The following is a 26105-nucleotide window of genomic DNA, read 5'->3' on the forward strand; positions in this document are numbered from 1 at the left end:
GCTCGACTCGAAGACTTACATTTTGTATACTGCTGTTGAGCCGTCCCCGGGGGGAGTCGAGGCTAGACAAGCGATAGCTGTTCTCGAGGATTCCAAGGCAGTAAAGCTGGGTAATTTCAGACTGGAATACATGGGGGAACTCTTCAATACCTTCTGGAAAGACAGCGCTCTTATAGAAGCACGTAACAAAGACTCAGTCCTTCTTTTAAGGCCCTCCATCCCGCTTGAAAACAGTGGCTACCTCGAGATTGGGTGGCGCTCGGTAGCCTCTTTAAAGGAACTTACTGTAAGCGCAGATACCATGGAGCCTGTTCTCCTGTACGAGCCCTTCGAGATCAAGGTGGGATGGTCCACGAATTCTGTACGTATCTCCTCAAACGAGTACCTTGTAGGCTGGCACGGCGTCGGGAACGATTATATCTACAGGAACGGACTTGCGCTTCTGGATTCTGATGGAAGATTGCTCGCTATAAGCGATTATCTCATCGCGCCTGAACCCACGCTTGAAGAGTTCTATGGAGACAGACCTGGCGTGACATTCGGATGCGGCCTAATACACTACAAGGATCTCCTGATCTGGGTGGGCGGGCTTTCAGACTACGCTATCGGGATCTGGGTGGCCGATTTCGACAAAGTTATGGATAAGCTTAAAACTGTCTCAACTAGCGTTTAAGAATCGGTTGAAGGATTGAAGAATCCATTAGCCATTGTAGGGGATTAGTCTTAGCCCTCTTTTGACCGCTAAAAGGTAGGAGTAGTTTCTGGACAAGGATTGCTGCGGAGAGTGCTGAGAGGCTAGATAACAGGAAGAGTGTCCTAGGACTGGTCGCGTCTGCAAGGTAGCCGGCTAGGATCCCTATGACTGAACCATAGATTGTTGAGAGCACGCCCTCAAAGGCGTAGAATGTCGCTCTTTCCGTCTCGTCGCTTATGTCCATCAGGGCCTTCGTGTAGGCTATCCAGAACAAAGGCCAAACGGGGATAATAAAGAAAAAGGCGAAGACAAGTGGATTCGGGGCAAGATAGTATCCTGCATAGAGGATCGTCCATCCAAGGCCAGCCATTGTGAACATCTCAGACGTGGAGAGCTTGTCGGCAAGTTTCCCGTAAGGTATTGTAGAAAGCCCAGCCAGCACAGTGATTGCCACAGTCGTTGACCAGGCCTCGGGCGAGCCGCGAAGATACCTCAGGAAATATATACCCAGGACACCCCCGCTAATCGCCCCGGGTAGCGTTAAAAGCAGCCTTGACGCGTATAATCTCCAAAACCTCCTTGGAACCCTTGGGATGTGAAGAATAACTCGTGCGTGTGGTTTAGCGTTGGTTGTTTTCTCCTCGTCTATGGAGAGTATCAGGGCGACCGGTATTATGTTCAGGGCCGCGTATAGGCGAAGTAGATTCCTGTAGCCGAGCAGCGTGTATAGCTCCCCTGAAGCTAGGCCTCCAATGAAGCCTCCCGCTACACCCATTGCATTGTATTTTCCCAGGAATTCCCCGCGCCCGTTGCGGAATTTCTCTGCTAGGAGTGCTGAGAAAGCGGATCCTCCAGCACTTCCCGTTATGGCGCCAAGCGATTGGATGATAACGACTTGTTGTAGGTTTGTCGCGAAGCTTAGGGCCACGCTTGAAACTATTCCTGTGAGAGATGCCATGAGTATGAAGCTCTTTCTCTTACCTGTAGAGTCTGATAAGCGGGCCCATATAAAGGACATTACCGCTGATATGGCAGCCGGGAGCTGGCTTCCTATACTCGTTGCGAGGAAGCTGCCTCCCGCGAGTTCGTAAATGAATAAAGATAGGAAGGGCGACACTAGGTTTCCGGAGAGGCTAGAGGTGAAATTGTAGGCCAACAGTTTTTTCTTTATCGCGTCGCCAGGATTTTTCTGCACAATCTCTCCTTGATTACCTACTGATTTATTAACTTATACGCACTAATCAGGCATGTTAAACAATATTAGACGTCTACAGATTGCTATTGCCTGTTCGTTAAAGGATAGAGCATAACCTTTTTATGCAGACATGACGTGTACGACTCGTGCACGAGTGGGCTTTAGCAGAGGCTGTGGCGAGGACCGTAGAGGAGCTAGTGGTAAAGGGCAGGGATGTCAGGCAAGTCGAGGTCGTTTTGGGGGAGCTTCAGGCTGTTGATGAAGGGGTTTTTGAGCTAGCCTTAAAAGAATTGTTTGAGGAGATCCGCCGCGAGAAAGGGATAGATGTTCAAGGCTTCAAAATTACACGCGAGAAAGCAGCCTTCAAGTGCCAGGTTTGCGGGCACACCTGGACACTGGAAGAATGGCCCGTGAAGGAGGAGTTCCGCGAGGCTGTACACTTTGTCCCAGAGGTGGTACACTCCCATTATTCTTGTCCTAGGTGCGGTAGCAGGGACTTCGAAATAACTGCTGGAAGGGGTGTCAAGGTAAGGGTGATATAAGATGGATCTCGACTTCCGCGTCCCACTTATACGCGAGAGGCTTGAGAGTTTCCGGCTCGTCGTGCCTGTAGCCAGCCCGAAGGGCGGTGTAGGTAAGACGACGGTTGCGAGTGCTCTCAGCCTCTTACTTGCTAGGGAGGGCGTACCGACAGGCCTGCTAGATGCAGACTTCACAAACCCTACCACTCACGTTATGCTAGGCTTAGACGCCGAGAGCATAACTCCCGAAGAGGAAAAAGGAGTCCTACCTGTAAGGGTCGAGGATAAACTTGAGTTCATGAGCCCGGCTTTCTACTCTAAGGACAAGCCCCTACCACTACGAGGGCATGAAACCGTAGACGCGCTTCGCGAGCTTCTCGCAGTTACAAGGTGGTCAAGCAGGATCCTCATAGTTGACTCGCCCCCAGGCCTCTCGGACACTCTCCTAGAACTCCTACGTCTCCACCGTGATTCAAGGGTGTTGATAATCTCAACTTGTGACGAGATGAGCCTCTTATCGACGAAAAGAATGATTGACTTCCTCGCACAGGAAGGGTTAAGGAGCATAGGCATAGTGGCTAACATGTGTAATGAGTGCTCAAAAATACAGGGGAGATTAAATACGTCTGCGCTGGCATGCTTACCTTTGATTGAAGGCTTCCAGAGGCTTGAGGGCAATAGGGATAAGGTGTTAGAGGCCTTGGGGACAGGCTTAGAAGCCGTCAAGTACAGGATTATATCTCTCCTCTAGCCTCTGAGCGGTATACGAATTTGTTTATACCCCGCTTTGTTCTCTGAAGAAAATGGAGAGGTGGCCATCTCTGTTGAGGGTTTAATGGAAATCTACCCTGGTGGCTACGTGTGACCTTTGCTTCTACTACATTCTTGCAGCGATCGTGTTAGCATTTCTATGGAAAATCGTTGAATAGGACGGGAACGCTACTCTCTTATATATGCGCGTCTAAAGTCCCGAGTCACGTCGAGGCGCTCGATATTACCCTGGAATATAGGGGCATAGAGTTTTTATTTCCAGGGCCTCTTAGGGCTCAAAGGTGATTAGGGTGAAGACGTTTTACGTAACAACCCCCATATACTATCCAAATGATGTCCCGCACATAGGGCACGCCTACACGACCGTGCTGGCGGACGTGCTTGCCAGGTGGCATAAGATTAACGGCTACGACGTCTTCTTCTTGACAGGGACAGATGAGCACGGGTTAAAACTCCAGCGTAGCGCGGAGAAGGCAGGCAAGACTCCAAAGGAGTTTGTCGACGAGATGGTCCCGATATTCAAAAAGTACTGGGGACTTCTCGACATCCAGTATGACAGGTTCATAAGAACCACCGACCCAGACCACGAGGAGCTGGTAGGCAGGGTCTTCGAGAGGTTGCATGAGAAGGGCTACGTGTACAAGGGGAAGTATAGTGGCTGGTACTGTGTAAGCTGTGAGAAGTTTTACAGTGAAGGCGAATACGTCGAGAAGGATGGGCAGAAACTATGCCCTATCCACAACAAGCCCTTGGAGTGGGTTGAAGAGGAGACATACTTCCTAAAGCTCTCAGCCATGCAGGACGAGATCCTCCACTTAATCGAGGAGGGCAATATAATAAAGCCTGAGAGCTATGCACGCGAGGTTGCCAACCGGATTAAAAAGGAGGGCCTCCGCGACCTCTCAGTGGCCAGGCCCAAGTCAAGGGTTTACTGGGGTGTTGAGCTCCCCTTCGATAAAGACTTTGTTGCATACGTCTGGATAGATGCTCTCCTCAACTACCTGACAGGTGTAGGGTACTTACGTGACAACTCCAGGTTCGAGAAGTACTGGCCCTCAGCCCACCACATAATAGGCAAGGACATCCTGTGGTTTCACAGCGCCATATGGTTTTCGGTTCTCCGCATGCTCGGCGTAGCCCCGCCGAAGATGTTGGTGGTTCACGCCTACATCGTGAACCGCGGGCTCAAAATGGGTAAAAGCACCGGGAACGTCGTTATGATAGACGACCTCCTCGAGAGGTATGGCTCCTCAGACGCTGTACGCTACCTCCTTATGAGGCTACTCAACCTCGAGAAAGACGTAGAGTTCGACCAAAACCTCCTCGACAGCATATACAACGGTGAACTAGCAGACACATACGGGAACCTTGTACGCCGAGCAGGCGTCCTGGCCCTCAGAAGGCTGAATGGTGAGGTTGTAAAGGCGGGTTTAGACGAGTCTCTAGCCAGTCTCGCAACTGGAGTTATCTCTAGGACACAGCAACTCATGGGGGAGCTCAAGATAGCTGAGAGCCTAAGCCTGAGCTTCGACTTACTCCGGGAGGCAAACGCCTACCTGAACCGCACACAGCCATGGTCCAGCGAGGATCCCAACAAGCCACTATACAATGTTCTCGAGGCTATAAGGATATCAACAAACCTCCTCTACCCCGTCATGCCAAAGACGAGTGAGATCGTTTCTCGCTCCCTAGGATTCGAGATCATACCACCACCGAACCTCGCCTACGGTCAGACCCAGCTTTTCAAGGTTAAAGATGCCCCCATCCTCTTCAAGAAGGTTTGAGGAAAAGCTCGAATTCCCCCAAGCTAAACGGTGAATTCTGTGTTTCTTCCTACCGGAGACGTCTACGTTTTCGATGTAGACGGGGTACTTGTGGATGCAAGCGAGCGTCTCAAAGCAGCCCTCAGGAGCGTCGGCCTGGAGGGATATGAGAGGCCCGAGGACATAGAGCCCGGGCTAAGACAGGCTTTCTGGAAGGTATTCTTGTCCCCTGAGCTCCTCGAGCTTGACAAGCCAAGGGAGACTGGGATAAAGCTGTTATTAGACAGACTGGGTAAAGGCGTTGTCCTGATCCTCACAGGGAGGCCGTACAGGTTATTCAAGTCGACAGTCGCTCAGCTGAAGAGCATGGGGGTGCCTATGGAGAGAACGATTTTAGTTATGAGGCCTAACTCTGAGCGACGTAGAGACGTAGACTTCAAAGCCAGCGTTCTAGCCAGGATACAGAAACTAGTAGAAATCCACGACGATGACCTCAAAGTCCTCGAGGTGGCTAGAAGACTTCACCCCCAGGCTCGTCTTTTCCTTCACTTCGACGACAACTATAAGGAGATTTAATCCAAGCAAATAAGATAAACAATATATTGTTTAGATAGTTTCGAGGTGTCATGAGCAGTATTTCGACTAAGGACTACCAGAAGATGAGCCTTGAAGAGGTTTTCGAGAAACTGGGAAGCTCTCCGCAAGGCTTGAGCAGCCAGGAGGCAGAAAAAAGGCTCAAGGAGTATGGTTTCAACGAGATCCCCGAGAAGAAGGAAAACCCCCTCCTTGAATACTTGAAAAGATACTGGGGGCCCCTACCCTGGCTTATGGAGTTCACGATCGCCGTATCTTATCTCGCCGGTAGATATTTTGAGGCAGCTATAATGCTGGGACTACTCGTTTTAAATGCTACACTCGGCCACTACCACGCGAGATCCTCGAAAAAAGCGGTAGAGCTTTTAAAGAGAAAGCTGACTGTCAACGCAAGGGTTCTCCGAGAGGGCAAGTGGGTCAGTCTACCCGCCCGTGAGCTTGTTCCAGGGGACATAGTCTTCCTGAGGCTTGGCTCTGTAGTACCTGCAGATGTAAAGCTGATTGAAGGAAAACTTCTCGTCGATCAATCCGCTCTAACCGGTGAATCCCTGCCCGTAGAGGTCTCTCCTGGCGACGTGGCCTTCTCGGGCTCTATAGTTAAGAGGGGTGAGGCCAAGTGCATAGTGGTCAACACAGGTACGAGAACGTATTTCGGGAAGACGCTGGAGCTCATAAAACAGGCAAAGAGCCGCTCAGAGCAGGAGGAAGTCGTTCTACAGGTAACAAGATATGCCGTCTTCATCGGGCTGGCAGGGCTTGTCGTCGCTTCGATTATTTCCATATGGGAGAGGAGACCCCTCATAGATCTCACAAACATGGCTGTCGTCTTCCTAATGTCCTCCGTCCCGGTAGCGCTCCCAGCAGTATTGACAATCATGCAGGCTTATGGCGCTCTTGAGCTCGCACGGAACGGAGTCCTGGTAACTAGGCTCAGCGCGGCTGAAGACTTTTCGGCTGTCGATGTAAGCTGCCTTGACAAGACGGGGACTATAACGATGAACAAGCTTAGGGTTGTAGAGGTTCGGACCTTCATGGAAGATGAGGGGAAAGCTGCTCTCTACGCGCTGCTCGCTTCACGCGCCGAGGCGGAGGACCCGCTCAACCTTGCCGTCATAGAGTATGCCAAGAGTAAAGGAGTTGATGCGAGCAGATACACTGTTGTAGAATTTACCCCGTTCGACCCCTCTATCAAGAGGTCGGAAGCCGTTGTCCAGCACGACGGGGAACGCTTTAAGGTGGTGATGGGGGAGCCCCGGACAGTGCTTTCACTCTCTTCGAATCGTGAAAAGATAGAGAAAGAGGTTCTGGAGGAGCTTGATAAGGCAGCCTCGCGGGGAATGAGAACACTGGCAGTGGCCAGATCCAAGGAAGACATCTCAAAACTCGATCTTGTAGCGCTTATACACCTCTTAGATCCCCCCAGACCTGATTCCAGGCAGCTGATCTTAGAGCTAAAGGCTAACGGGATACGACCTATCATGCTCACAGGTGACAATGTAGCTGTCGCAAAGGAAATCGCTAAACAGGTAGGAATAGGCGAAAGAGTTCTCTCAGTGAGAGATCTTAGATCCTCTGGCAAGGAGCTTGTCGACGTAATAGACGAGGTCGACGGCCTTGCTGAGGTATATCCTGAGGACAAGTTCCACGTCGTCAAAGCACTACAGGCAAAGGGGCACTTCGTGGCAATGACTGGTGACGGCGTTAACGATGCACCAGCCTTAAGCCAGGCTGAAGTCGGAATAGCTGTGGAAAACGCCACTGATGCAGCCAAGGCAGCGGCTAGCATAGTCCTCGTGAAGCCCGGCATCGAGCCTATAGTTATGGCCGTGAAGGTTAGCAGGACGTTACATGAGAGAGCTCTGTCTTGGGTTATAAACAAGGTCTCAAAGACGGTTCAAAGCATAGCTGTGCTCCTAGCAGGCATGCTCGTTTATAGAAGGATGCTTTTAGAGCCTGTCGACATGGCTTTGCTTCTTCTAGCCAACGATTTCCTCACAATGTCCCTTGCGACAGACCATGCCACTCCCTCCCAGAAGCCCACCCGTTGGCGCCTCGTCCCCATAGCAATTCAATCTCTTCTGCTCGGATTCCTTATGGCATTGCCAGTCTTCCTAGTGTCGAGGTTTACATTTTCCAATGGTGCTGATTGGAGCTTAGTACGTGCCACAACTCTCCTAGCCATGGTTTATACAAGTCAATTCCGAGTTCTCATGGTTCGTGAAAGGGACTGGATGTGGCATTCAAAGCCCGGGAGAGAACTGACTATAAGCATCATAGCCACTTTCCTAGCCTTCACACTGATGGGTTTATACGGGGTAATACTGCCAAGGATGTCCATCGAAGATATCCTAACCGTCCTAGCCTGCTCGCTAACCGTGTTGCTCCTTGAACCCTTAAAGGTGTTCCTATCGAGAAAGAACGGGCTGAAACGGTAAAGCGAATTTTTGCTTAATCTATTCTCAATCTATTAGTCCACAAGGATACCTTAATATGAGGAACTCTTTCTCTTTATGATGTCCCTCTTCTCCCTAGACAGCCCTAGCTACAACCACTAGTTCGGAGCTAGACTCGGTGATGGGCTTACAGGTGTAATCCTCGAACATTGTGACGACTTCAAACCCCGACTCACGCAACAAGTGTTTCAATTCGCGGGGCGTAAACAATCGCAGAACCAGCGTGTGGCTAGCCGTGTCGATTACCCCGCTCTTCAAGTCTATAACGGACCAGGATATCTCAGCAGTAGAGGTCTGGCTAAGCACGTTGAGCCTCCACGACTCCTCCTTAAGGGCTATAAGGGAGCCATACTTGCGAACGTGGGTGCTCGGCGTCTCATAATAGACACGTTTCTCGAGAACGCCTAACATGTTCCAGGTATCGAATACGAATATTGAGCCTGACTCGAGGGATCCACGGATGCTTTTTAGAAAGTCTAGAGCGTCTTCGTCTGTTGTGAAATAGCTTATAACGCCATACATGGCGATAGCTGCATCATACTTCTCAGGTAGCTTAAGATGGCGCGCATCCGCCACCATAAACGAGACGTTATCGATGTCTTTTGCCTTCTCTCTCGCGCGCTCTATCATGACTTTCGAGGCGTCAACCCCTAAAACAGAGTATCCACGCCTTGCAAGTTCAACGCTGTGTATTCCAGTTCCACACCCAACGTCAAGAATCTTTTTTACACTTCGCTTGGCATGTTTCTGGAAGACCTTCTCTAAGAAGTCGACCTCGCTCTTAACGTTTCGGTGCGAGTAAAGTATGTCATAGTACTGAGCATAAAAGTCCTCGCTACTCACGAGCATTTTCAAATATATCATGGCATAAAAGGATTTTTTCAGGGAAATTAGAATCATTCCCAGAGACGCTTTCTAAAAGATTAAACTGACTCCCCAACCAGTGAAAATCTCTTTCGAAACAACACTCTTTAAAAGAGGTGTAAGCGGCTTAAGGAAAAAATTCCAACTCCAGTAAAAACTCTAACGCTTCGTAAACGTGCTTAAACAGAAACGTCGCTGATTTTTATCTCAAACCTATCAAAGGAATAGCCGGTCCCCCAGCAGTGCGTCTCTTCAACGCTTACCCTACGCTTGTAAAGCTTCGAGAAAACAGCCGTTAAAAATCCGCGTTCAAAGTGGCATACCGTGCGTCCAATGTTAGGAATCCCGGAGCTCGAGATGGACTCATACACGTTGATAACCACACTGGAATCATCGGCTGAGACTATGTCGTATATTCCCAGCCTCTGATTCAAGGCAAATTCCACAAGGTCATCGAGGTTCTTAATAAGGCCATGTTCAACAGCGTTTTCCCCTAGAACCCTACCCGCCGTGAATAAAACAATGTTAAATGTCTTCTGTCCGAGATCAACGGGCTCCGACCATCTTAGAAGCCTAAAGCTTGAAACATAAACAGGGTCCTCGGGGTTAACGAGTTGAAAGGTTGGCCTCTCCGATGCTAATAAGTCAAGAATAGAGTAATCATTTTGTGGCGGGTTAGGTTCAATCTCTCCCGATAGAGCTTTTGATGAAATCTCGCGATACATTTTAAGGGCTTCAGCTACCTTATCTTTGAGCAGATCCACCACCTTTTTTTGGAACCGTCAGCTTGGATATAAGATGCTAGAATAAAAACTTATATTTTAAAATGTCAGAATCATTTGTGTAGTCAGGCTAAGGGCTTGTTGGATTATATAGGGAAAACATTTTATTGTTAATTCTGAGGATGAATCCCTAGTCAATATATCTCTGGCAATTAAAGCAGTACCACCGCTTATACTGTGGTATATACGTGGCAGGCTTTCCACAGTAAGGACATATCTTTTCTTCCCGTTTGAACGGGATGGGAATCTTCAGCCCGCTAGATGGCTGTGGGGGAGAGGTGGCTAGCGGGGGGGTTTGTTGTACGGGTCCTTGGGAAACCTCTTTAGGTAATTCGATCTTCTCCTTGAGCAAAATGATATCCTTGACGGCTAGAATCTTGTCTGAAGAGATCTCTAGGAGGGTTCCTAGTGGCGTCCTAACCTGTATTCCGATGTCCTTTTCCTCCAGTTTGATCACAATATCTTGAACGGTGCCTATGAATTTTGCCTCCTGATCATAAACCGCCTTGCCTATTAGTTCAGAGCGAGTTATGCTCATAAATTATAGAAAGGCTGTCTCATATATCAGTCTTTTGTAGAACCCGAGTCACCACGATTGATACCTTCCCAGGTGATTGAAGTTCAAAAACATGTGGGTCAGATAGGTCGGTGTTCCTCACCAGTGCGGTGCGGGACTCAATATCATCATCCTCAATTTCGAGTGGGGTTACGCCAATAAATGCATTCCCTCGTTGCCCCTCTTCTTCTTGAGATATGTAAGAACGAGGAAAAGTTTTATCGAGAAAGCCTCAAATAACTCATACATGCTGTATATTAACATATGAAGACGGGCTCTGAAAATATCTTTCTTAAAACAGGCCTCGAGACAATAATGAGATTCTGGGAACCCGAGTCAAGCCCAAAGGCCGTTGTCGTTGGCATTCACGGCTTTGCGGAGCACAGTGGGCGTTATAGCCACTTCGGCGAATTTCTGGTCGAGAAAGGCATGGCCCTATACATGTACGACTTAAGAGGACACGGCCTCTCAAAATCGGAAAGAGGATACATAAACTCTTTCGAGGACTTCATCCGCGACACAATAGCCTTCGTTGAGCACGTTAAAAGCAAGACGGATGTGAAGAGTTTCTTTATATTTGGCCACAGCATGGGGGGTCTAATAGCCACTCACACCGTGTCAAGACTTGGAGATGAGAGCAGGGGATTCATAACGAGTGGGGCCGCAGTAGAAGTCAGAACACCTCTCATACAAAAGATACTCCTCCAGCTCCTCGGTGTTTTCTCTCCACGGAAGAGGATACCATTACCTGTCGCGACGGACTGTCTTACACGGGACGAAGATATAATCAAAAGATACGTGGACGACCCCCTTGTCCTCAAAGACCCAACCGTGAAGTTACTCGTCGAGTTTGGAAAGGGGGTGGCGAGCGTGTGGAGCAGGGTCCCCCTCATAAAGGTTCCAGCCCTTATAATGCACGGGGAGGAGGACTGCCTTGTACCACCATCCGCAAGCAGGAAACTCTACGAGTCAATATCTTCTAAAGACAAGACTCTCAAAGTGTATAAGGGCCTAAGGCACGAGATATTAAACGAACCCGAGTGGAGGCAAATAGCATCAGAGATAGCTGATTGGATAGCCAAGCACGCATAGCATCCCCACGAGTAAAGCGGGACCACCAGAACAGAGGTAGTCGAGTAGAAGGTTAGTGGGCGAGAAGGGGGATCCGATAAACTCCCATGTGAATAGAATTCCAGTCTAGCCTTGTATCTAAAAGGCCCTCTTGACCTTAATACACGTGTTAGCATAAAGCAGAAATATCCAATAAAACGGGAGATTCCTGTGGTTATAGTTACTCGTTTGGGAACAGGGAGCCCAGGCGGGGTATCCTAATGACTGTGATCAATGTCGCTGATCTTTATAAGAGTTTGCAGGGCGAATATGTTCTTAAGGGTATCTCTTTCCAGGTGGATGTCGAACTGGTCGCTATCTCGGGACCAGGAGGCTCTGGGAAGACTACCCTCCTAGGCATCCTATCAACGAATCTCAAACCTGACTCTGGGAAGGTAGAGATACTAGGCTTTGATGTTTTAAAGGAGCCTCGCTTAGTTCGTAAGATGATCGCTTACCTCCCAGAAGGGTACTCTGCGCCTCCAAGTTTGACCCCTAGGGAATATGTCTTTACTTACCTATTGTCTCGGGGCTTCTCATATGGCGAGGCCCGAGAGCAGACGAGAGACTGGCTGCTTGAACTGGGTCTAGAAGACTACATGAGAACGCCCATAGCCGAGCTGAGTCCCGGCCTCGAGAAGAGGGTATATTTTGCTGCAATCCTAGCTTCACAGGCCGAGGTTCTGCTTCTAGACGACCCGTTTAGCGGAGTCGATAAAAATACACGTGAGTTAATGATCTCCTGGCTAAAAAAGAGAGTTGAGATGGGGATAACGGTCGTGCTTACACTCAGGGATCTCTCCCAGGCTCAAAAGCTAGCCCAAAGGGTTATAGTCCTGGATGACGGTTACATATTGTTTCAAGGTCCTCCCAGGAAGCTCTGGGAAGTGCTCGGGCCCTTCTACTGGAAGAAGAAGGAGGCCAAGGATTAAGGGGAGGATCTGTCGGTTGGCGCGGGAGTGTAAGCCATGCGGTTGAGGGACATCTACTGGAGGCTTATGGAAAAGTATTGGAGATTATACGTCCTCCTTAGAAAGCTCTTCCTTCGAAGACTCCCTGATAGGGTATATAGGATAATCGGCGTAGCTAGCATGCAGGTTATCCTCTGGTGGAGGCGTAAGAGCCCCCTAGGTCAATTATTTGGCTTCTTATTGGGGATGCTCTTCTTCGTTGGCTTCTGGGGCGGTCCCACCCTCTTAAGGGACTATCTCATAGCTTCATTTATAGCCGGGGGCTGGAGCCTTGGGTCGAGTAGTGTTGCCCGTATATTAGAGTGGGATTGGGCTACAGGCCAGCGCGAAGTCTACGTAGCCTCGCCTCTAACATTCTCTGAATATCTCCTTGGAATCTTAATCTCACTCATACCGGCCCTCCTTTTTGAGATATGGCTTCCGCTAGCCCTCATCTTAATGATGGACATCAGCATCAGCTCTATTCCCTGGCTCTTCACGCTAGCCCTCATTTCCCTAGTTCTCGGTATGCTCGCAACCCTTGCCATTGCACCCCATGTAAAACCTAAGAGTAGGCTCAGTATAGTGACCAACCCCGTCATGAACTTCATACTTATGCTCTCACCGGTGTTCTATCCCCTAAGCCTCACCCCCTGGCCTATGAGACCCTTATTACTTCTCTTGCCGGTTACACCTCTTGGCGAGGCTGCCCGGATAGCTGCGGGTGGATACATGAGCGTGCTGAGCCCACTCGACATCGTCTTTCTGTTATCATTTTGGATTGCCGTCTTAACGTTAGCGGTCTCGAGTCTCCACAAGTGGGGCTTCGAGTAGCAAGCTTACTCTCCGATTAGCATCGGAGACGGCTCTGAAACGCTTTCAGGTCGGGAATTACCCTTTTTCTAAAAAATCGTATTAGTGACAGGGTGCATGTAATACTTCTACGGCTGAACAAAACTACCAGCGAAGATGATGGCTTTCGTCTGGGGGTCTATGAGGAAGAATGCGAATGGCCTGTCAATCTTCACAGCCTTTACTTGAAGGGGGACTGCCGTAACCCTGACCACAACAGCTGTAGCCGCTGCAGCCTCCGTACCCTCTGTGTCCACTTTGACTCGAGCCCTGTGAAAAACGTCGTCTACATAGACATTCCCAAGTATTTTAGAAGTATCTATCATTGCGGAGAGATCCGCCTCCGGAGTAAAGACATTGCTTATACCCATCTCTTTAAGCACTGGCTTCACTTCCAGGATTCCGCTGTCCACGTCGAACCTCGGCATAGATAGCTTTATATTCTCCTCCCTGCTGGTCGCGAGCTCCGTGAATATGGAGATTAGCTTCTCACTAGTCATTCCCTCCATGAATTCCTTTAATCCGGTCTTTCGAGGCATCAGTATGACGAACTTGATGTCAGTGCCCTTGTAGCCCAGCATGACGGCAGTATAGTCCTCCGTCTCGATCGTGACCGCTGGCACCGTGCCCGACATGAACTCGGTCTCAACCGTACCCTTCGGTGAAAAGAACAAGTCTTTGTACTCGTTTTCGAAGGGTGTAGTCCAGTTTGACTTGAAGTAAACAGTGTTCACCAAAACTACAACGCTGGACTCGTCAAGCTGCTTAAGTATCTCTTTGATCAGGCCTTGCGTCTTGTCTGATACCCATTCGTTTATATCCTTTACAGCGCTATTCGTATCCGTGAAGGTGTATTTCTCGGCCATGTAATAATCTACTAAGGTCTTCACAAAGGAGTCGCGGACGGGAACACCCTTCTTTACCCATATACTGTTCGCTATGCTTGTCTTCGTGGGTGTAGAGCAGGCTAGGAACCTGCCCGTAGACTCTTTAAACCACTCTCTCGCATCACTTAGGGATGAGAGGCCCAGGGCTGTGAGTAGCTCCGACCTCGTCTGCCCTGAGGCTCCCTCGCTCAGCATGAGCAAAGCCATGTAGACGCTGTACGGCGAAACAACAGTGTTCCTTTGCCCGAGGCCGGACTTGAGGGAGAAGCGTATCGCGAAGCCCGTATAGGAGTCTAGAGGGCTCGCCATCACGGTTGCTGGGGGCTGAGAATGCTCTGTCTTGGGGGCCATGTTAAAGAATATCGCTATAAGGCTTATAAAAAGCGATACCAGCAATACTGTAACGATTAGTTTCAGACGGCTCATCAAGTCCCTAGCCACATCCAGTGGTTTAAAAGTGATGCATCGAGGCTACGTATCATGGATACGTATAGGCCCGTGTGGGGACAACGTTTAAACTCTAACGGGAGAAACGGGCGGCTCTATTTCGACAAGGCGTTTCACTATCCCTTCGAGTAAAGGTGGCATGCCACTAGGTGTCCGCCACCGACATCGACTAGTAGTGGCTCACTTACCCTGCAAGCTTCTGATGCAAACGGGCATCTCGGATTTAGCCTGCATCCAGGGGGCAGATCCAAAGCGTTCGGCACTTCCCCCTTCAAGGCGACCCTCACAGCGAGCATTTGTTGTGGCGTTATGCTTGGGACTGAGCCTAACAGGGCCCTAGTGTATGGGTGGAGGGGCTCGCTGAAGACTTGTTCAACCGTGCCGTACTCCACGATCTTTCCCAGATACATCACGGCGACCCTGTCGGCTATAGCCCATGCCGATGAGAGGTCGTGGGTTATGTAGAGCATACTCAATCCCATTCTCCTGCGGAGCTCTTTCAACAGTGTTAAGACCTGGGCTCTCGCGGAGACATCTATGTTAGATATAGGCTCATCTGCTATCAGGAGTTCTGGCTCGAGGACGAGGGCCCTTGCTATCGCTACGCGTTGTCTCTGCCCGCCGCTAAGCTGGTGTGGATACCTCCGGTAGAACTCCTCTGGAGGAGTTAGACCGACAGCTTCGAGTGCCTTAAAGGCTCTCTCCTTGCGCTCCTCTGGCGTTCCGATGTTGTTTACATCCAACGGGTATTTGACCTGGACCCCTACTCGTAGCCGGGGGTTAAGGCTCACAGCAGGGTCCTGGAAGACCATTTGGACTCTGCGTCGATACCTCCGGAGCTCCTCGCCGTTGAGGCTAAATATGTCTTTTCCCTCGTAGAGGACCTTTCCGCTGGTCGGTTTTACAAGCCCTACGACCGTCCTAGCAACGGTTGTCTTGCCAGAGCCGCTCTCGCCAACCAGTGCTAGTATCTCGCCCTTTCCTATCTCGAAGCTTACGCCGTCGACGGCCTTCAAAAACCTTCTCCTCCCGCTGAGCACCTCCCCTATAGTTCTCTTGACAGGGAAGTATACCTTCAGGTCTATCAAGGACAAGAGTTTATGCATAGTGGCATGCGACAAGTCTATCACCCTTCAACTTTAAAGGAGGCTCTTCTGACCTGCACTTCTCAGTGGCAAGGGGGCATCTCGGATGGAACCTGCATCCCGGGGGAGGGCTCCTCATATCCGGTGGGTCTCCGGGTATGGGTTGAAGTTCCTTGGAGCCTCCAATCCTAGGCACAGACGCTAGGAGGGCCTTCGTGTAGGGGTGAAGGGGGCTGCTGATCACGTCTCTCGTGTTCCCGAACTCGACTATCTTGCCTGCATACATCACTGTAACCTTGTCGGCCAGCTGGGCGACGAGGCCCATGTTGTGTGTGATGAAGAGGATAGATGTCTTGAATGTGTGCCGGACCTCTTTTAGTAGGTCAACGATCTGTGCCTCTACTAGAGCGTCTAGAGCAGTGGTGATCTCGTCGGCTATAAGGAGCCTCGGGTTCAAAGCCAAGCCTAGCGCTATAGCTACCCTTTGCCTCTGCCCCCCACTCATCTGGTGCGGGTACTCTAGAAGCTTTTCGCGGGGCACGCCCATCTTTTCAAGGATATCTCCAGCCAACTTAGCAGCTTCCTCGCGCGTGTAGCCGGCGCCATGCTCCTCGTAGAGCTCGCTGAAGTGGTCTATTATACGCATCACGGGGTTCAGGGAGGAATAGGGGTCCTGGAAGACCATCGCTATCTCCCTCCCCCTTATCTCGCGCATCTCGTCCTCCTCCAGCTCGAGGAGGTTCCTGCCCTGAAACAGGACTTCACCGCCCTCAATGTGAGCGTACCTGGGGAGTAGACGCAATATGGCCTGTCCCAGGGTGCTCTTACCGGAGCCGCTCTCGCCAACAACCCCCACGACTTCTCCTTCCCCAAGCGCGAGTGAGACCCCGCTCAAGGCCTCTATTCTCCCCCGCCTTGTAGTATAGCTGACCTTTAGATCCCTGACCTCCAGGAGACTCATATCTCCCACCTCTTCGGGTTGAGAATCTCGTTAAGCCCCTCTCCAAGCAAGAGGAATCCGAGAACGCTCACAACTATGGCGAGGCCTGGGAACACTCCTATCCACCAGTAGCCTGCTAGGAAAAACTGTCTACCCTTGTTCAGGTCGAATCCCCAGTCGGGAGTGGGTGGCTCGATGCCTAGGCCTAGGAAGGAGAGGCCTGCCTCCGTTATTATTGCGTCGGCGAAGGTTATGGGTAGCAGGGAGGCTATAGATGGGAAGGTGTTAGGCAGTATTTGTCTCACAGTGATGCTGAGGGGTCCTGCACCGGAAATCCTGGCGGCCTCGACGAACGGCATGTTCTTCAATGATAGAACATTGCCCCTGACCATGCGGAAATACGATGGTATATAGGCTACGGCTATCGCCATGGAGATGTTCCACAGGCCGGTCCCTAGAAGAGCGGCTAAAGCTATTGCGATTATAAGTCCCGGGAGCGAGTACAGGCTGTCCATTGTGACTGATAGAGCCCTGTCGAGCAGACCTCCCGTATAGCCCGATATCAATCCTAGCAGGGTTCCGACAATCCCTGAGATAAGCGTGCTCAGAAGCGCGACTGCAAGCACGAACCTCGCCCCGGCTAGAAGCCTCCCGAGAACGTCCCGTCCAAGCTGGTCTGTTCCCAGATAGAATACCCGTGTCTCCTCGCCTACTTTGACCTGTGAGAGGGGTGGCAGCAGTGGAGGCACCTCAACAGGCCGGCTGTCCACGTATATGTAGCTGGAGGTAACGTTCCCCTGAGCCAGGTATTGCCCGAACACAGCGAGAACAACCACGATGCCCGTCAAAACCCCTCCTGTGAGTAAAGACCACTCGCCGAATGTCTTGGGCCTTCTCATCAGTACCTCACCCTCGGGTCTACATATGCATACAAAACGTCCACGATGAGGCTTGTCAGGGATACTAGTACAGCGTATATCGTGACCGCGCCCTGAACTATGGCGTAGTCCCGCTTGAGAATTCCCTCGTAGACTAGTAGGCCGATGCCCTCCCAGTTGAAGGTGGTCTCGGTCAGCACAGCACCACCTAGGAGTGCCGCAACCTGCAGTCCAGCCATGGTCAGTATCGGTATGAGCGCGTTCCTCAAGCCGTACCTTTTAACGATGGTCCACTCACGCAGCCCCCTTCCGCGCGCTGCCTGGGTGTATTCTTGCGACATGGCGTCCTCCACGGAGAGATAGGTTACCCGTGAGAATACCCCGGAAAGGTATATTCCCAGCGTGAGCGAGGGGAGGAGCAGATGTATCAGGTAGTCGGATAGTATGTCGAGCCTGCCCGATAGAAGCGAGTCGAGGAAAATAAAGCCTGTCCTAACGGGTAGCGAGTCTGCTAGAACCATGTTTATGGGGCTTAGCCTCCCCGTTGTAGGCATACCTAGGGGTTTTGCGAGGAAGGCTTGAAGCAGGAGCCCGATATAGAAAACAGGTATGGAGTAGACGACGGAGGAGTAGACCCTAACAGCGTAGGGCAGCCTCCCGTACTGGTACCTCGCCGAGAGTAGACCCATTGATAGGCCTATCAACGCCGCGATAATCGTTGATGATACTGCTAACTCGATCGTGGCTGGAAGCCTGACAGCTATAAGGTAGGCCACCGGCACTCTCTCTAGCGCAGTCTCGCCCAGGTCGAGCTTCACGAAGACGGAGTAAAGGTAGTCTATGTACTGGACGTATATCGGCTTGTCTAGTCCTAGCTCGGCCCTACGCCTTGCTAGAACGTCCTCGGGTATGTTCTTGCCCTCCAGCATCGTTATAGGGTCGCCCGGCAAGACCCTTAGGAGTAGGAAGACGAAGGTCAAGAGTATGAATAGCATTACAGGTGTGAGTAGAATACGGGAAAAAACGTACTCTTTTAGACCCATCAGTAGCACCATGAGAAAAAATCTCGTTCAGCCGCTTACCTCAGCGTAGATCAGCCAGTACCTGAATATCTGCGAGTAGTCGAGGACTATCCCCTTCACGTTCTTCTGTGCAACCGCGAACTGCCCCTCCTGCCACAAGGGTATTATCGGTGCATCTTCAGCGGCTATGTCCTGTATCTGGGCTAGCGTCTTAATCCTCTGCTCCGTGGGCTGGAGCACCTGCTCGTCGATCAGCTTGTCAATCGTGGGGTTCTGGTAGTTCACGTGTAGCCAACCGTTAGCCCCTGAGTGGTAGAAGGGCCTGACATAGTTGTCGGAGTCGAGGAAGTCTGGGAACCAGCCGAGAAGCCAGACCGCTATCTTCTCCTGCTTGAAGAGCGACCTATAGGTGGCCCAGTCGGCGCTCTTAAGGTCCACCTTGATCATGCCGCTCGCCTCTAGGTTCTGCTTTATGATGGCCGCTATGTCTGGCTCGGCGGGCGTGTACCTGACCGGGGTGTACCAGAGCTCCATCTTTAATGGGTTGGACTCGCTGAAGCCGGCCTGCACTAGGAGTTGTCTCGCCGCCTGGACGTTAGGCTTGTCACCGTACCTTTCCTTGAAGCTATCCTTGTGGCCCAAGAAGCCTATCGGGACCATACTGTAAAGGGGCTGCGCGAAGGTCCCCATATAGACGGTGTTCACGATCTGGTTCCTGTCTATAAGGTAGGCTATAGCCTGCCGAACCCTCTTATCGTTGAACGGTTCCTTGTTGACGTTTATCACCATGTAGCGGATCGGGGCTATTCCAGGCCCGCTAACCACCTGAAGCGCACCCTTAGCCATTATGTCCTTGACGTCCGCTGGGGAGAGAGTCCTGAAGGCCACGTCCACCTCCCCGTTCTCGACAGCCAGCCTGAGAGACTGGGCATCCTTGTAGAACCTTATAATCACGCGCTCGGTCTTAGGCTTCTCACCGTAGTAGTTGGGGTTGGCGACGAGCTCGATATACTCCCCCGGCTTCCAGCTGGCGAGCTTGTAGGGGCCTATCATGTCTACGGTATTTGGCGGCTTCACGACATCCATCGGGGTAGTCTTCGGGTTCACGGGGAAAGCGACCCACGTTGCGAGGAGCGACTTAACGTATGTTTCCTCGAAGGGCTGCTTAAGGTATACGCGCACAGTGTCGCTGGAGATAGCCTCCGCCTTCTCGATCAAGTCGCCGATTAGAAAGGCGGGGTCCTGGTTGAGCTTTATCGTCCTCTCCCAGGACCACACGACAGCCTGGGCCGTTAAGGGTGTCCCGTCCTGGAACTTGGCATCGGTGCGTATCTTTATGTCCCATACCTTCCTGTCAGGGCTAACTGTGTAGCTGACGGCGAGCTTGTTTACCAGCTTTGCAGTTCCAGGCTCATATGCGAAGAGCCCCTCGCCCATGTTCTGTATTATGTTAACCCCGAGGTAGTCGTATGCCTCGCAAGGGTCGAGAGTCGTTTGAACATTGTCGGTGGTGCCAATAACTATGACGTTCTTAACTTTCGGAGCTTTCGGGGCAAGGAGGAAGTAGGCCGCTATAACAGCTACCACAGCTATAAGCGCTACAGCCACTGCTAGTGTTGTCTTTTTAGAGCCGGGTTTAGCCATAGCACTCGACAGCCTTAATTTACACATTTAAAGTTACTTAGCAATTTTATGAAAGAAATTCTTTATAATATAACAAACAAGGCTAATACATTCAAGTAACTCTGTCCTAACTCGGTTGAAAACAAAAATTTTTCACGTGTAAAGAGCTCCTGACAAGGCTTTCCGTCCCAGATACAGGTTTCAAAACCAGCCAGCGGAAGAATCACCCCTCCCTGATAAGAGAATTACTAAGAGTTACCTTTATGTCTAGACCCCCTTTAGAAGCCCTTGTGAAGATAATAGTTTCAGGCTTCGAGCCCTTCGGCGGGGACAAAACAAACTCTTCATGGGAAGCCGTGAAGCTCTTACCCGACTCTCTAGAAGGAGCCGAGGTTGTTAAAGTACAGCTACCCGTTAGCTTCAGAAAGGTAAAGGATTTGATACCACTCATCCTCGAGGAACACAAGCCCACACTTCTCCTTCTAACAGGTCAGGCCAGTGGAATCAGCTCTCTACACGTCGAGCGCGTGGCTATAAACGTGATGGACGCCAGGATAGCGGACAACGATAACTACAAGCCAGAGGACGAGCCCATCTACCCGGGGGCGCCTGCAGCCTACTTCGCCACGATACCAGTCAAAAGGGCTGTTGAGAGCATTAGGGCCGCCGGCGTCCCTGCAGCTGTCTCAAACAGCGCTGGAACCTTTGTATGCAACGCCGCGATGTACACGGCTCTACACTACGTTGAATCAGGCAAGATGGGTACACTAGTAGGCTTCGTGCATGTCCCTGCTAGTCCTCTGCAAGCCCTACAGGGTAATATCCCCTCAATGGCTCCGGGTCTCGCAGCTAGAGGCATAGAAGCCTGTATAAAAGCCTGTATTCAATACCAGCGAACCATTACCGGGGACCTGTAACCCTCAGCCATGGCTTGGAGCCGGCTCAACGTGAATGGTTAGGTCGACTCTTCCTTCAAAACGCCTCTCTATACTCTTCTCAAGCTCGTCGCACAAGCGGTGGGCCTCCTCGACGCTGAGGTGTGGATCCACCTCGAGGTGAAGGTCAGCGTAGATCCTTTCCCCTACGACCCTAGCTCTCAGAGCGTGCACCCCCTTTACTCCATGAATCCTCATTGCTTCCTCTCTGATCGCGTCGAGCACCTCTGAAGGTGGACTAGTGTCTATAATCTGGGATCTGAGATCCTGGAGCGTCTCATAGATGAAGTATGAGACCATTCCGAGAATTATTATCGTCGCAGCGAGGTCATAGTATGCTGAAAAGAGCGAGCCAAGTGTAACTCCGGCGAGGGTTGTAACACCCTCTGCGACGTCTAGGCTCACGTGCCTGGATTCAGCCAGGGCAATCTGGCTTCCCCTGCCGTGGACGCGAAGCAGGGACGAGACCGAGGCGTTTAGCAGGATAGATACCACTGCGAAAGCTATCCCTATCTTATCAACGAGCTCCGGCTCACCATGCGCAAGCCTGTCAACAGCCATAAAGCCGACGAAGCTGAAGGTTGCGGCCATGAGTAGAAGGATTAGAATCGAGCCATAGACCTCGAACCTCACATGACCATAAGGGTGTTTCTCGTCAGGCGGCTTCCGGCTCCGCTTGTAATAATGGTAAGCAATACCAGAGCTGGCAACGTTAAGGATAGAGTCACTGCCATCCGCTAGCAGCGCCGTGCTGCCCGAAAGGAGACCACCCAGTATCTTGACCAGGCTTACCGCTGCGTTCCCGAGCATGGCGGCGAGAAAAATCCGTCCTAGTTTGCCTTCATTTTCCAACGTGTACACCTCAGTCTAGCTTAAACCCGCTTAGAGAGAATTTAGAAATAAGGCTTTTATTTTTTATTTATTATGGAGGCTAAACGATCTCCTCTATCCTGGTAGTACTCTCATCCTCGCCGAAGAAGTAAAGCCTCCTGGGAAGTATCCTTATAGTTGTGTCGGCCTGAATCCTGGACTGTGAGAATATCTTTGCAGGCCTATCTAATCCTAGATCCACGACATAGACCCATTTCTCCCCCCTGAACTCTCCGCCCAACACCCTGACGGGGATCCCCCTTGCGTCAGAGATGGCAGTGTGTTCGGGCCGGAACCCGAAAAGCTTTTCTCCCGTGGAAACCTTAACCCCTAGCTGTTCCTGAAGGATGCCGGCCAGCCTGTCGTTTAGCGGTAGGACGTTCATGCCGCCTATGAATTCCGCCACATAGGCGTTTACAGGGTGCTCGTATATCTTCTCAGGAGCATCGTACTGGATGAACCTACCCTTTCTTAGGAGTGCTACTCGATCCGCTAGGGACATTGCCTCCTCCTGGTCGTGTGTAGCCATTATAGTCGTAATCCCTACCTTCTTGACGAGAACCTTTAGCTCCCACCTCACGCTGGCCCTCAGAGCAGGATCGATGTTGCTGAAAGGCTCGTCCATGAGTAGGAGCTTCGGCTCCTTTACAATAGCCCTCGCAACAGCTACACGTTGTTGCTGTCCACCAGAAAGCTGTGAAGGCTTGTGGTCGAGCACGTGACTTATCCTGAGCATTTCTGCAACCTCCAATACCCTCTTCTTGACCTCATTCTCCGGAAGCTTCCGCATGCGAAGCGGGAATGCTATATTGTCGAAAGCCGTCATGTGTGGGTAAAGCGCGTAGTTTTGGAAGACGTATCCAATATCCCTCTTCTCGGGAGGGATGTACGTTTTACCTGAGTCGTCTACAACCTCTCCGTCTATGACGACTCTGCCCTTGTCTGGCCTAACGACGCCAGATATTATGTTCAGGATTGTGCTTTTTCCCTCTCCGCTTGCCCCAAGAACTACAAGGAACTCGTTTTTCTCAGCGCTCAGGCTTATCCCTTCTAAGACCCTGTTTTTACCATAGCTTTTTGTTACTCCTTCAAGTTCAACCATTCCCATGCTCTACCACCTCCCATTACCCCTTAATACCACCCGTTATAGCCTTTGAAATGTTCTTTTGAACAAAAGTTACAAACAGCAAGGCTGGTATGATGCTGAGTATGTTTGCGGCCGCCATGATACCCCACTCGACAACATACTCGCTGGTCACCATCTGTCCGAGCACCACGGCCGCGGTTTGAAGCCTGCTGCTTGAGACCATGACGCTCGAATACATGTATTCATTCCACAAGTTCAGGTAATTCATAATCACCACCGATATGATCCCCGGGATGGAGACCGGGAGAATAATATGCCTCAGACGGTCGAAACTGCCGGCCCCGTCGAGGCGCGCGGCAACCTCTATTTCCCGAGGCAAATCCAGGAAAAACGACGTTAAAAGCCAAATAGTGTAGGGGAGCGTGTAGACCTGGTAGCTGAGGGCTACGCCTAGGGGCGTGTTGGTGAGCTTGAGCCTCCAGAGCCAGTCGTATATTGGGACGAGGAGGCTACCCGGGGGCACGGATTTTGCAAGGATCACTAGCGCGACGGTTGCAGCCCAGACCTCATACCTTATGGGTAGCCTCGCTATCGCATAAGATGTCGGGATAGCCAGGACAAGGGAGATTATAACAGCTAGAGTGATGAACACAAATGTGTTAAACATGTTTTGCTGGAATCCCAGCTTCTCTATAACGTAGGCGTAATTCGATAGCGTTGGGTGCTGGGGCGGTATCGTGTATTCACCTGGTGGAAGGAAGCTTATGAGGACGAGAGCGCCTAAAGGCACTATGACGGATAACAGGAGTACTACCAAGATGAGGTCGTTCACCGACGCCATCCTTTTATCACCATAATCATGTACGGGACAATAACAGTCATGGCTAGCAAGATGAATATAACAGACATGGAGGAGCCCAAGCCTATCTCTAGGCCTCTCACACCACGGTTATAGATTTGAAGCTCCAAGGTTTCCGTGGCTATCCCTGGCCCACCCCGCGTTAAGAGCTGTACCTTAGCGAATATCCTGAAGGCGTCTATGAGGCGAAGGAGTACGACAGCCATTATAATGTTCTTTGTAAGTGGAAGAAGTATCTTTAGAGTCATGCTCAGCTTGCTCGCCCCGTCTATACGTGCAGCTGTAATGATCTCGTTCGGGACAGTTGACAAACCGGCCAGGATTATTATCATAACGAAGGGAGTCATCTGCCACATATCCATCAGTATTATTGTTGGCATGGCCCACGTGGGATCGTTGAGCGGGTCTATAGGCGCGAAACCAAAGGTTTTCAAGAACATGTTGACGAGCCCATACTCCGGGTGAAACATGAATCTCCATAGGACTACAACGTTCACCGCGGGAAGCAGCATGGGGACTAAGAGGAACGGTAGGAAGAGATACCGGTACTTGCTCCAGTAGAGAAGGACGGCTAGAAGAATGCCGTAGAGTATCTCTAGGGTCGTCGCCACCACTACGAAGTACAACGTGTTTACGATGGCGGTCCTAAAGATCACGTCATTGGTGAGAAGGTCGACAAAATTTTTCAGACCGACATAGGTGGGCTCAGTGAATCCCAGCTTGTACCTGTAGAACGACATGTAGACAGAGTAGCTTATCGCGAAGATGAAGACCATTAAGCCGAGAAGTCCAGGAAGCAAAAAAATCTCGTTTCGTATGCCAGTCTTCTTACTCATACCTATTTCACATGCTTCTAAGCAATGCCTTAAGACTTAACAGCCGAGGTTACCTTCACCATTTCCTCGTAAGCCTTAGTGATCGCCTCCTCTGCGCTTATCTGGCCCAAGAGTCCCATGTAGAGATACGTTCCAACGTTTTCAGCCATGTCTCCCCATAGCGGGTTTGTTCTGACTGGTTTGACGACTCTAATGATGTCCAGGAACTTGTCTGCCAGCCTTACCTTAGCCTTGTAGTCGGGATCCGTAAATACGTTCAGCCTGGTTGGCGGTAGTCCTGCCTCTATCGCAGCCCTCTTCTGGGCCTCGAAGCTCGTGGTGACCTTCACGTATTCGATAGCGGCGTCAGGGTTCGTCGTATATGAAGATGCTGCCATATACCAGACTCCAGACTGTGCACCGAAGGACACCTTCTGGCGCGGGTATGGCATTATGTCGATCTTCCCGACAACCTGTGACTTCTGCGGGTTGTCAATGTCTGAGATCCAGCCGTTCCAGACTACTCCTATGGCCACCTCTCCCCTTAGAATAGCCTCGCTGTACTCTGCAAGGCTGCCAAACTCGGTCATCCTCGGGTGAGAGTACTTCTTTAACTCCTTGAAGAACTCTAGCGCGTCGATGGCCTCCTGGCTCTTGAGCGCAGGCGTAATACCGTCGTCTGCGAAGTATCTCCCACCGAACGGGTAAAGTATCGCTGGGAAGGTGTCCTGTGCGATAGAGGTCCCTTTAACAGAGTATGCGCCGAACCCGTAGAGCTTGACACCGGTATCCGTGTACTTGCTTTTGACCTTCTTGGCTATCCGGAGCACGTCGTCCCAGGTTTCGGGTGGAGACTCTCCCAGGTCCTTTAGGATGTCCGTGCGGTAGAAGAGGAAGTTCGCGTTCCCAGTGATGGCCTGCGCATATGTCTTGCCCCCCACGGTGGGCCAGCTCTTGAGGAAGTCTGGATAGTTTGAAAGGTCTGGGTTATCGATGGGCATCAGCCAGCCGTTCTGTATGAACATGTGGATCCAGGGCTCGTCAATGTAGAGCACGTCGTAGTCGCTTGACTTGTTCCTCATGGATAGTATGATAGTCTGATACTCGTCGGTATAGCCCTTGGGGACATAGTCTAAAGTCACATCGGGATACTTCTTGCTGAAGGTGTCCATTAGGTTCCTGTTGATGGTCTCGTGGTAACCACTCCTACCCAGGATCGTTAGCTTTCCAGAAATCTTCTTGGGTTTTGACGGCTGTGTTGAGGGTGTCTGAGAAAGCCAGTAATAGATCCCGCCCGCCGCTGCTGCTAGAGCTACTCCTCCTACGAGGTAGATGAACTGACGCCTGGTGACCATTTTTCCACCGGCAGAGAGTTTTACTTGAATCAAACTTATAAACTTTACTTAAATGATTAATAAATGCATAACATATGTCACTTACTTACTCTATTTGGTTATATATTAAAAATAATAAGATGAAAACTAAAGAGAAATTATGAGTTCCAGGTGAAGCTACCTAATACTTGACTTAACCCTGCTGAACGAGAATATCG

At 50.8% G+C, this 26105-nt stretch carries 24 protein-coding genes and 1 pseudogene; 10 read left to right on the plus strand and 15 right to left on the minus strand.

What is annotated here, in order from left to right; translation table 11 throughout:
- Positions 1-673 (plus strand): annotated as a pseudogene (locus tag ACP5KC_RS04460) (hypothetical protein); the annotation flags it as partial.
- Here ACP5KC_RS04460 and ACP5KC_RS04465 read toward each other — a convergent pair.
- Entirely contained in the window at positions 663-1889 is a 1227-nt protein-coding gene (locus ACP5KC_RS04465) for an MFS transporter (protein WP_052883776.1), read from the minus strand. The pseudogene ACP5KC_RS04460 and the gene ACP5KC_RS04465 sit on opposite strands and share 11 nt — an antisense overlap.
- 146 nt (positions 1890-2035) lie before the next feature.
- On the opposite strand from ACP5KC_RS04465, the gene hypA reads away from it, so the two are divergent.
- The 5 genes from hypA (at position 2036) to ACP5KC_RS04490 (ending at position 7973) form a co-directional block, all read left to right on the plus strand.
- Positions 2036-2431: a hydrogenase nickel incorporation protein HypA gene (gene hypA, locus ACP5KC_RS04470; protein ID WP_424738882.1), complete on the plus strand. Its 396-nt coding sequence runs from the start codon at positions 2036-2038 to the stop codon at positions 2429-2431.
- A 1-nt stretch (position 2432) separates the two neighbouring features.
- A complete protein-coding gene (locus ACP5KC_RS04475) occupies positions 2433-3161 on the plus strand; it encodes a P-loop NTPase (protein WP_273434056.1) in 729 nt (242 codons plus the stop codon).
- 310 nt (positions 3162-3471) lie between these two features.
- Positions 3472-4965: a methionine--tRNA ligase gene (gene metG / locus ACP5KC_RS04480; protein WP_428286881.1), complete on the plus strand. Its 1494-nt coding sequence runs from the start codon at positions 3472-3474 to the stop codon at positions 4963-4965.
- Positions 4966-5004: 39 nt separating this feature from the next.
- Positions 5005-5520: a hypothetical protein gene (locus tag ACP5KC_RS04485; protein ID WP_428286882.1), complete on the plus strand. Its 516-nt coding sequence runs from the start codon at positions 5005-5007 to the stop codon at positions 5518-5520.
- 50 nt (positions 5521-5570) lie between these two features.
- Positions 5571-7973: a plasma-membrane proton-efflux P-type ATPase gene (locus ACP5KC_RS04490; protein ID WP_273434050.1), complete on the plus strand. Its 2403-nt coding sequence runs from the start codon at positions 5571-5573 to the stop codon at positions 7971-7973.
- A 93-nt stretch (positions 7974-8066) separates the two neighbouring features.
- Here the strand turns inward: ACP5KC_RS04490 and ACP5KC_RS04495 are convergent, their stop codons facing one another.
- The 3 genes from ACP5KC_RS04495 to ACP5KC_RS04505 form a co-directional block, all read right to left on the minus strand.
- The gene (locus ACP5KC_RS04495) at positions 8067-8840 is read right to left on the minus strand and encodes a class I SAM-dependent methyltransferase (protein ID WP_424738914.1); all 774 of its coding nucleotides are present in this window, start codon (positions 8838-8840) and stop codon (positions 8067-8069) included.
- 194 nt (positions 8841-9034) lie between these two features.
- Positions 9035-9619, minus strand: coding sequence for a V4R domain-containing protein (locus tag ACP5KC_RS04500; protein WP_428286883.1), 585 nt, complete (start codon positions 9617-9619; stop codon positions 9035-9037).
- A 148-nt stretch (positions 9620-9767) separates the two neighbouring features.
- Positions 9768-10175 carry a PRC-barrel domain-containing protein gene (locus ACP5KC_RS04505; RefSeq protein ID WP_052883783.1) on the minus strand — a complete coding sequence of 136 codons (408 nt, stop codon included), beginning with the start codon at positions 10173-10175 and terminating at the stop codon, positions 9768-9770.
- Positions 10176-10457: 282 nt separating this feature from the next.
- On the opposite strand from ACP5KC_RS04505, the gene ACP5KC_RS04510 reads away from it, so the two are divergent.
- From ACP5KC_RS04510 to ACP5KC_RS04520, 3 genes are all read left to right on the plus strand, one after another.
- Positions 10458-11285, plus strand: a complete 828-nt coding sequence (locus tag ACP5KC_RS04510) for an alpha/beta hydrolase (RefSeq protein ID WP_428286884.1) — start codon at positions 10458-10460, stop codon at positions 11283-11285.
- A 239-nt stretch (positions 11286-11524) separates the two neighbouring features.
- Complete coding sequence (locus ACP5KC_RS04515; protein ID WP_191118689.1) at positions 11525-12235, plus strand: ABC transporter ATP-binding protein; 711 nt, start codon at positions 11525-11527, stop codon at positions 12233-12235.
- Positions 12236-12271: 36 nt separating this feature from the next.
- Entirely contained in the window at positions 12272-13087 is an 816-nt protein-coding gene (locus ACP5KC_RS04520; protein ID WP_052883786.1) for a hypothetical protein, read from the plus strand.
- A 107-nt stretch (positions 13088-13194) separates the two neighbouring features.
- Here the strand turns inward: ACP5KC_RS04520 and ACP5KC_RS04525 are convergent, their stop codons facing one another.
- The 6 genes from ACP5KC_RS04525 to ACP5KC_RS04550 form a co-directional block, all read right to left on the minus strand.
- Positions 13195-14418, minus strand: coding sequence for a serpin family protein (locus ACP5KC_RS04525; protein WP_428286885.1), 1224 nt, complete (start codon positions 14416-14418; stop codon positions 13195-13197).
- Positions 14419-14555: 137 nt separating this feature from the next.
- The gene (locus ACP5KC_RS04530; RefSeq protein ID WP_273433298.1) at positions 14556-15560 is read right to left on the minus strand and encodes an ABC transporter ATP-binding protein; all 1005 of its coding nucleotides are present in this window, start codon (positions 15558-15560) and stop codon (positions 14556-14558) included.
- Entirely contained in the window at positions 15538-16485 is a 948-nt protein-coding gene (locus ACP5KC_RS04535; protein WP_052883789.1) for an ABC transporter ATP-binding protein, read from the minus strand. The genes ACP5KC_RS04530 and ACP5KC_RS04535 overlap by 23 nt, the downstream gene beginning before the upstream one ends.
- The gene (locus ACP5KC_RS04540) at positions 16482-17363 is read right to left on the minus strand and encodes an ABC transporter permease (protein ID WP_273433299.1); all 882 of its coding nucleotides are present in this window, start codon (positions 17361-17363) and stop codon (positions 16482-16484) included. Before ACP5KC_RS04540 ends, ACP5KC_RS04535 begins: the two co-directional genes overlap by 4 nt.
- Positions 17363-18385 (minus strand): ABC transporter permease, encoded by a 1023-nt coding sequence (locus tag ACP5KC_RS04545; RefSeq protein ID WP_191118691.1) that lies wholly within the window; start codon positions 18383-18385, stop codon positions 17363-17365. The genes ACP5KC_RS04540 and ACP5KC_RS04545 overlap by 1 nt, the downstream gene beginning before the upstream one ends.
- Before the next feature lie 27 nt (positions 18386-18412).
- Positions 18413-20035, minus strand: a complete 1623-nt coding sequence (locus ACP5KC_RS04550) for an ABC transporter substrate-binding protein (RefSeq protein ID WP_428286886.1) — start codon at positions 20033-20035, stop codon at positions 18413-18415.
- Positions 20036-20250: 215 nt separating this feature from the next.
- Here ACP5KC_RS04550 and pcp point away from each other — a divergent pair, with 215 nt between their 5' ends.
- Positions 20251-20904: a pyroglutamyl-peptidase I gene (gene pcp / locus ACP5KC_RS04555; protein ID WP_273433301.1), complete on the plus strand. Its 654-nt coding sequence runs from the start codon at positions 20251-20253 to the stop codon at positions 20902-20904.
- Between the two features lie 3 nt (positions 20905-20907).
- On the opposite strand, the gene ACP5KC_RS04560 is transcribed toward pcp, so the two are convergent.
- The 5 genes from ACP5KC_RS04560 to ACP5KC_RS04580 form a co-directional block, all read right to left on the minus strand.
- A complete protein-coding gene (locus ACP5KC_RS04560; protein ID WP_428286887.1) occupies positions 20908-21774 on the minus strand; it encodes a cation diffusion facilitator family transporter in 867 nt (288 codons plus the stop codon).
- Positions 21775-21853: 79 nt separating this feature from the next.
- A complete protein-coding gene (locus ACP5KC_RS04565; RefSeq protein ID WP_428286888.1) occupies positions 21854-22900 on the minus strand; it encodes an ABC transporter ATP-binding protein in 1047 nt (348 codons plus the stop codon).
- 16 nt (positions 22901-22916) lie between these two features.
- Complete coding sequence (locus ACP5KC_RS04570; protein WP_191118693.1) at positions 22917-23720, minus strand: carbohydrate ABC transporter permease; 804 nt, start codon at positions 23718-23720, stop codon at positions 22917-22919.
- Entirely contained in the window at positions 23708-24574 is an 867-nt protein-coding gene (locus ACP5KC_RS04575) for a carbohydrate ABC transporter permease (protein ID WP_052883796.1), read from the minus strand. The genes ACP5KC_RS04570 and ACP5KC_RS04575 overlap by 13 nt, the downstream gene beginning before the upstream one ends.
- 29 nt (positions 24575-24603) lie before the next feature.
- Complete coding sequence (locus ACP5KC_RS04580) at positions 24604-25908, minus strand: extracellular solute-binding protein (protein ID WP_052883797.1); 1305 nt, start codon at positions 25906-25908, stop codon at positions 24604-24606.
- Positions 25909-26105: the final 197 nt, after the last annotated feature.

The organism is Infirmifilum sp., from assembly GCF_049970975.1.
Lineage (GTDB): Archaea > Thermoproteota > Thermoprotei > Thermofilales > Thermofilaceae > Thermofilum > Thermofilum uzonense.

What these genes read in the sequence shown, in the direction of transcription:
- ACP5KC_RS04490 (WP_273434050.1), top strand. Translation starts at nt 5,571, where the DNA reads ATGAGCAGTATTTCGACTAAGGACTACCAGAAGATGAGCCTTGAAGAG.
- ACP5KC_RS04575 (WP_052883796.1), bottom strand. Translation starts at nt 24,574, where the DNA reads ATGAGTAAGAAGACTGGCATACGAAACGAGATTTTTTTGCTTCCTGGA.
- ACP5KC_RS04565 (WP_428286888.1), bottom strand. Translation starts at nt 22,900, where the DNA reads ATGGGAATGGTTGAACTTGAAGGAGTAACAAAAAGCTATGGTAAAAAC.
- pcp (WP_273433301.1), top strand. Translation starts at nt 20,251, where the DNA reads ATGTCTAGACCCCCTTTAGAAGCCCTTGTGAAGATAATAGTTTCAGGC.
- ACP5KC_RS04545 (WP_191118691.1), bottom strand. Translation starts at nt 18,385, where the DNA reads ATGGGTCTAAAAGAGTACGTTTTTTCCCGTATTCTACTCACACCTGTA.
- ACP5KC_RS04520 (WP_052883786.1), top strand. Translation starts at nt 12,272, where the DNA reads ATGCGGTTGAGGGACATCTACTGGAGGCTTATGGAAAAGTATTGGAGA.
- ACP5KC_RS04540 (WP_273433299.1), bottom strand. Translation starts at nt 17,363, where the DNA reads ATGAGAAGGCCCAAGACATTCGGCGAGTGGTCTTTACTCACAGGAGGG.
- ACP5KC_RS04495 (WP_424738914.1), bottom strand. Translation starts at nt 8,840, where the DNA reads ATGCTCGTGAGTAGCGAGGACTTTTATGCTCAGTACTATGACATACTT.
- ACP5KC_RS04580 (WP_052883797.1), bottom strand. Translation starts at nt 25,908, where the DNA reads ATGGTCACCAGGCGTCAGTTCATCTACCTCGTAGGAGGAGTAGCTCTA.
- ACP5KC_RS04505 (WP_052883783.1), bottom strand. Translation starts at nt 10,175, where the DNA reads ATGAGCATAACTCGCTCTGAACTAATAGGCAAGGCGGTTTATGATCAG.
- ACP5KC_RS04535 (WP_052883789.1), bottom strand. Translation starts at nt 16,485, where the DNA reads ATGAGTCTCCTGGAGGTCAGGGATCTAAAGGTCAGCTATACTACAAGG.
- ACP5KC_RS04525 (WP_428286885.1), bottom strand. Translation starts at nt 14,418, where the DNA reads ATGAGCCGTCTGAAACTAATCGTTACAGTATTGCTGGTATCGCTTTTT.
- ACP5KC_RS04570 (WP_191118693.1), bottom strand. Translation starts at nt 23,720, where the DNA reads ATGGCGTCGGTGAACGACCTCATCTTGGTAGTACTCCTGTTATCCGTC.
- ACP5KC_RS04510 (WP_428286884.1), top strand. Translation starts at nt 10,458, where the DNA reads ATGAAGACGGGCTCTGAAAATATCTTTCTTAAAACAGGCCTCGAGACA.
- ACP5KC_RS04475 (WP_273434056.1), top strand. Translation starts at nt 2,433, where the DNA reads ATGGATCTCGACTTCCGCGTCCCACTTATACGCGAGAGGCTTGAGAGT.
- ACP5KC_RS04550 (WP_428286886.1), bottom strand. Translation starts at nt 20,035, where the DNA reads ATGTGTAAATTAAGGCTGTCGAGTGCTATGGCTAAACCCGGCTCTAAA.
- ACP5KC_RS04515 (WP_191118689.1), top strand. Translation starts at nt 11,525, where the DNA reads ATGACTGTGATCAATGTCGCTGATCTTTATAAGAGTTTGCAGGGCGAA.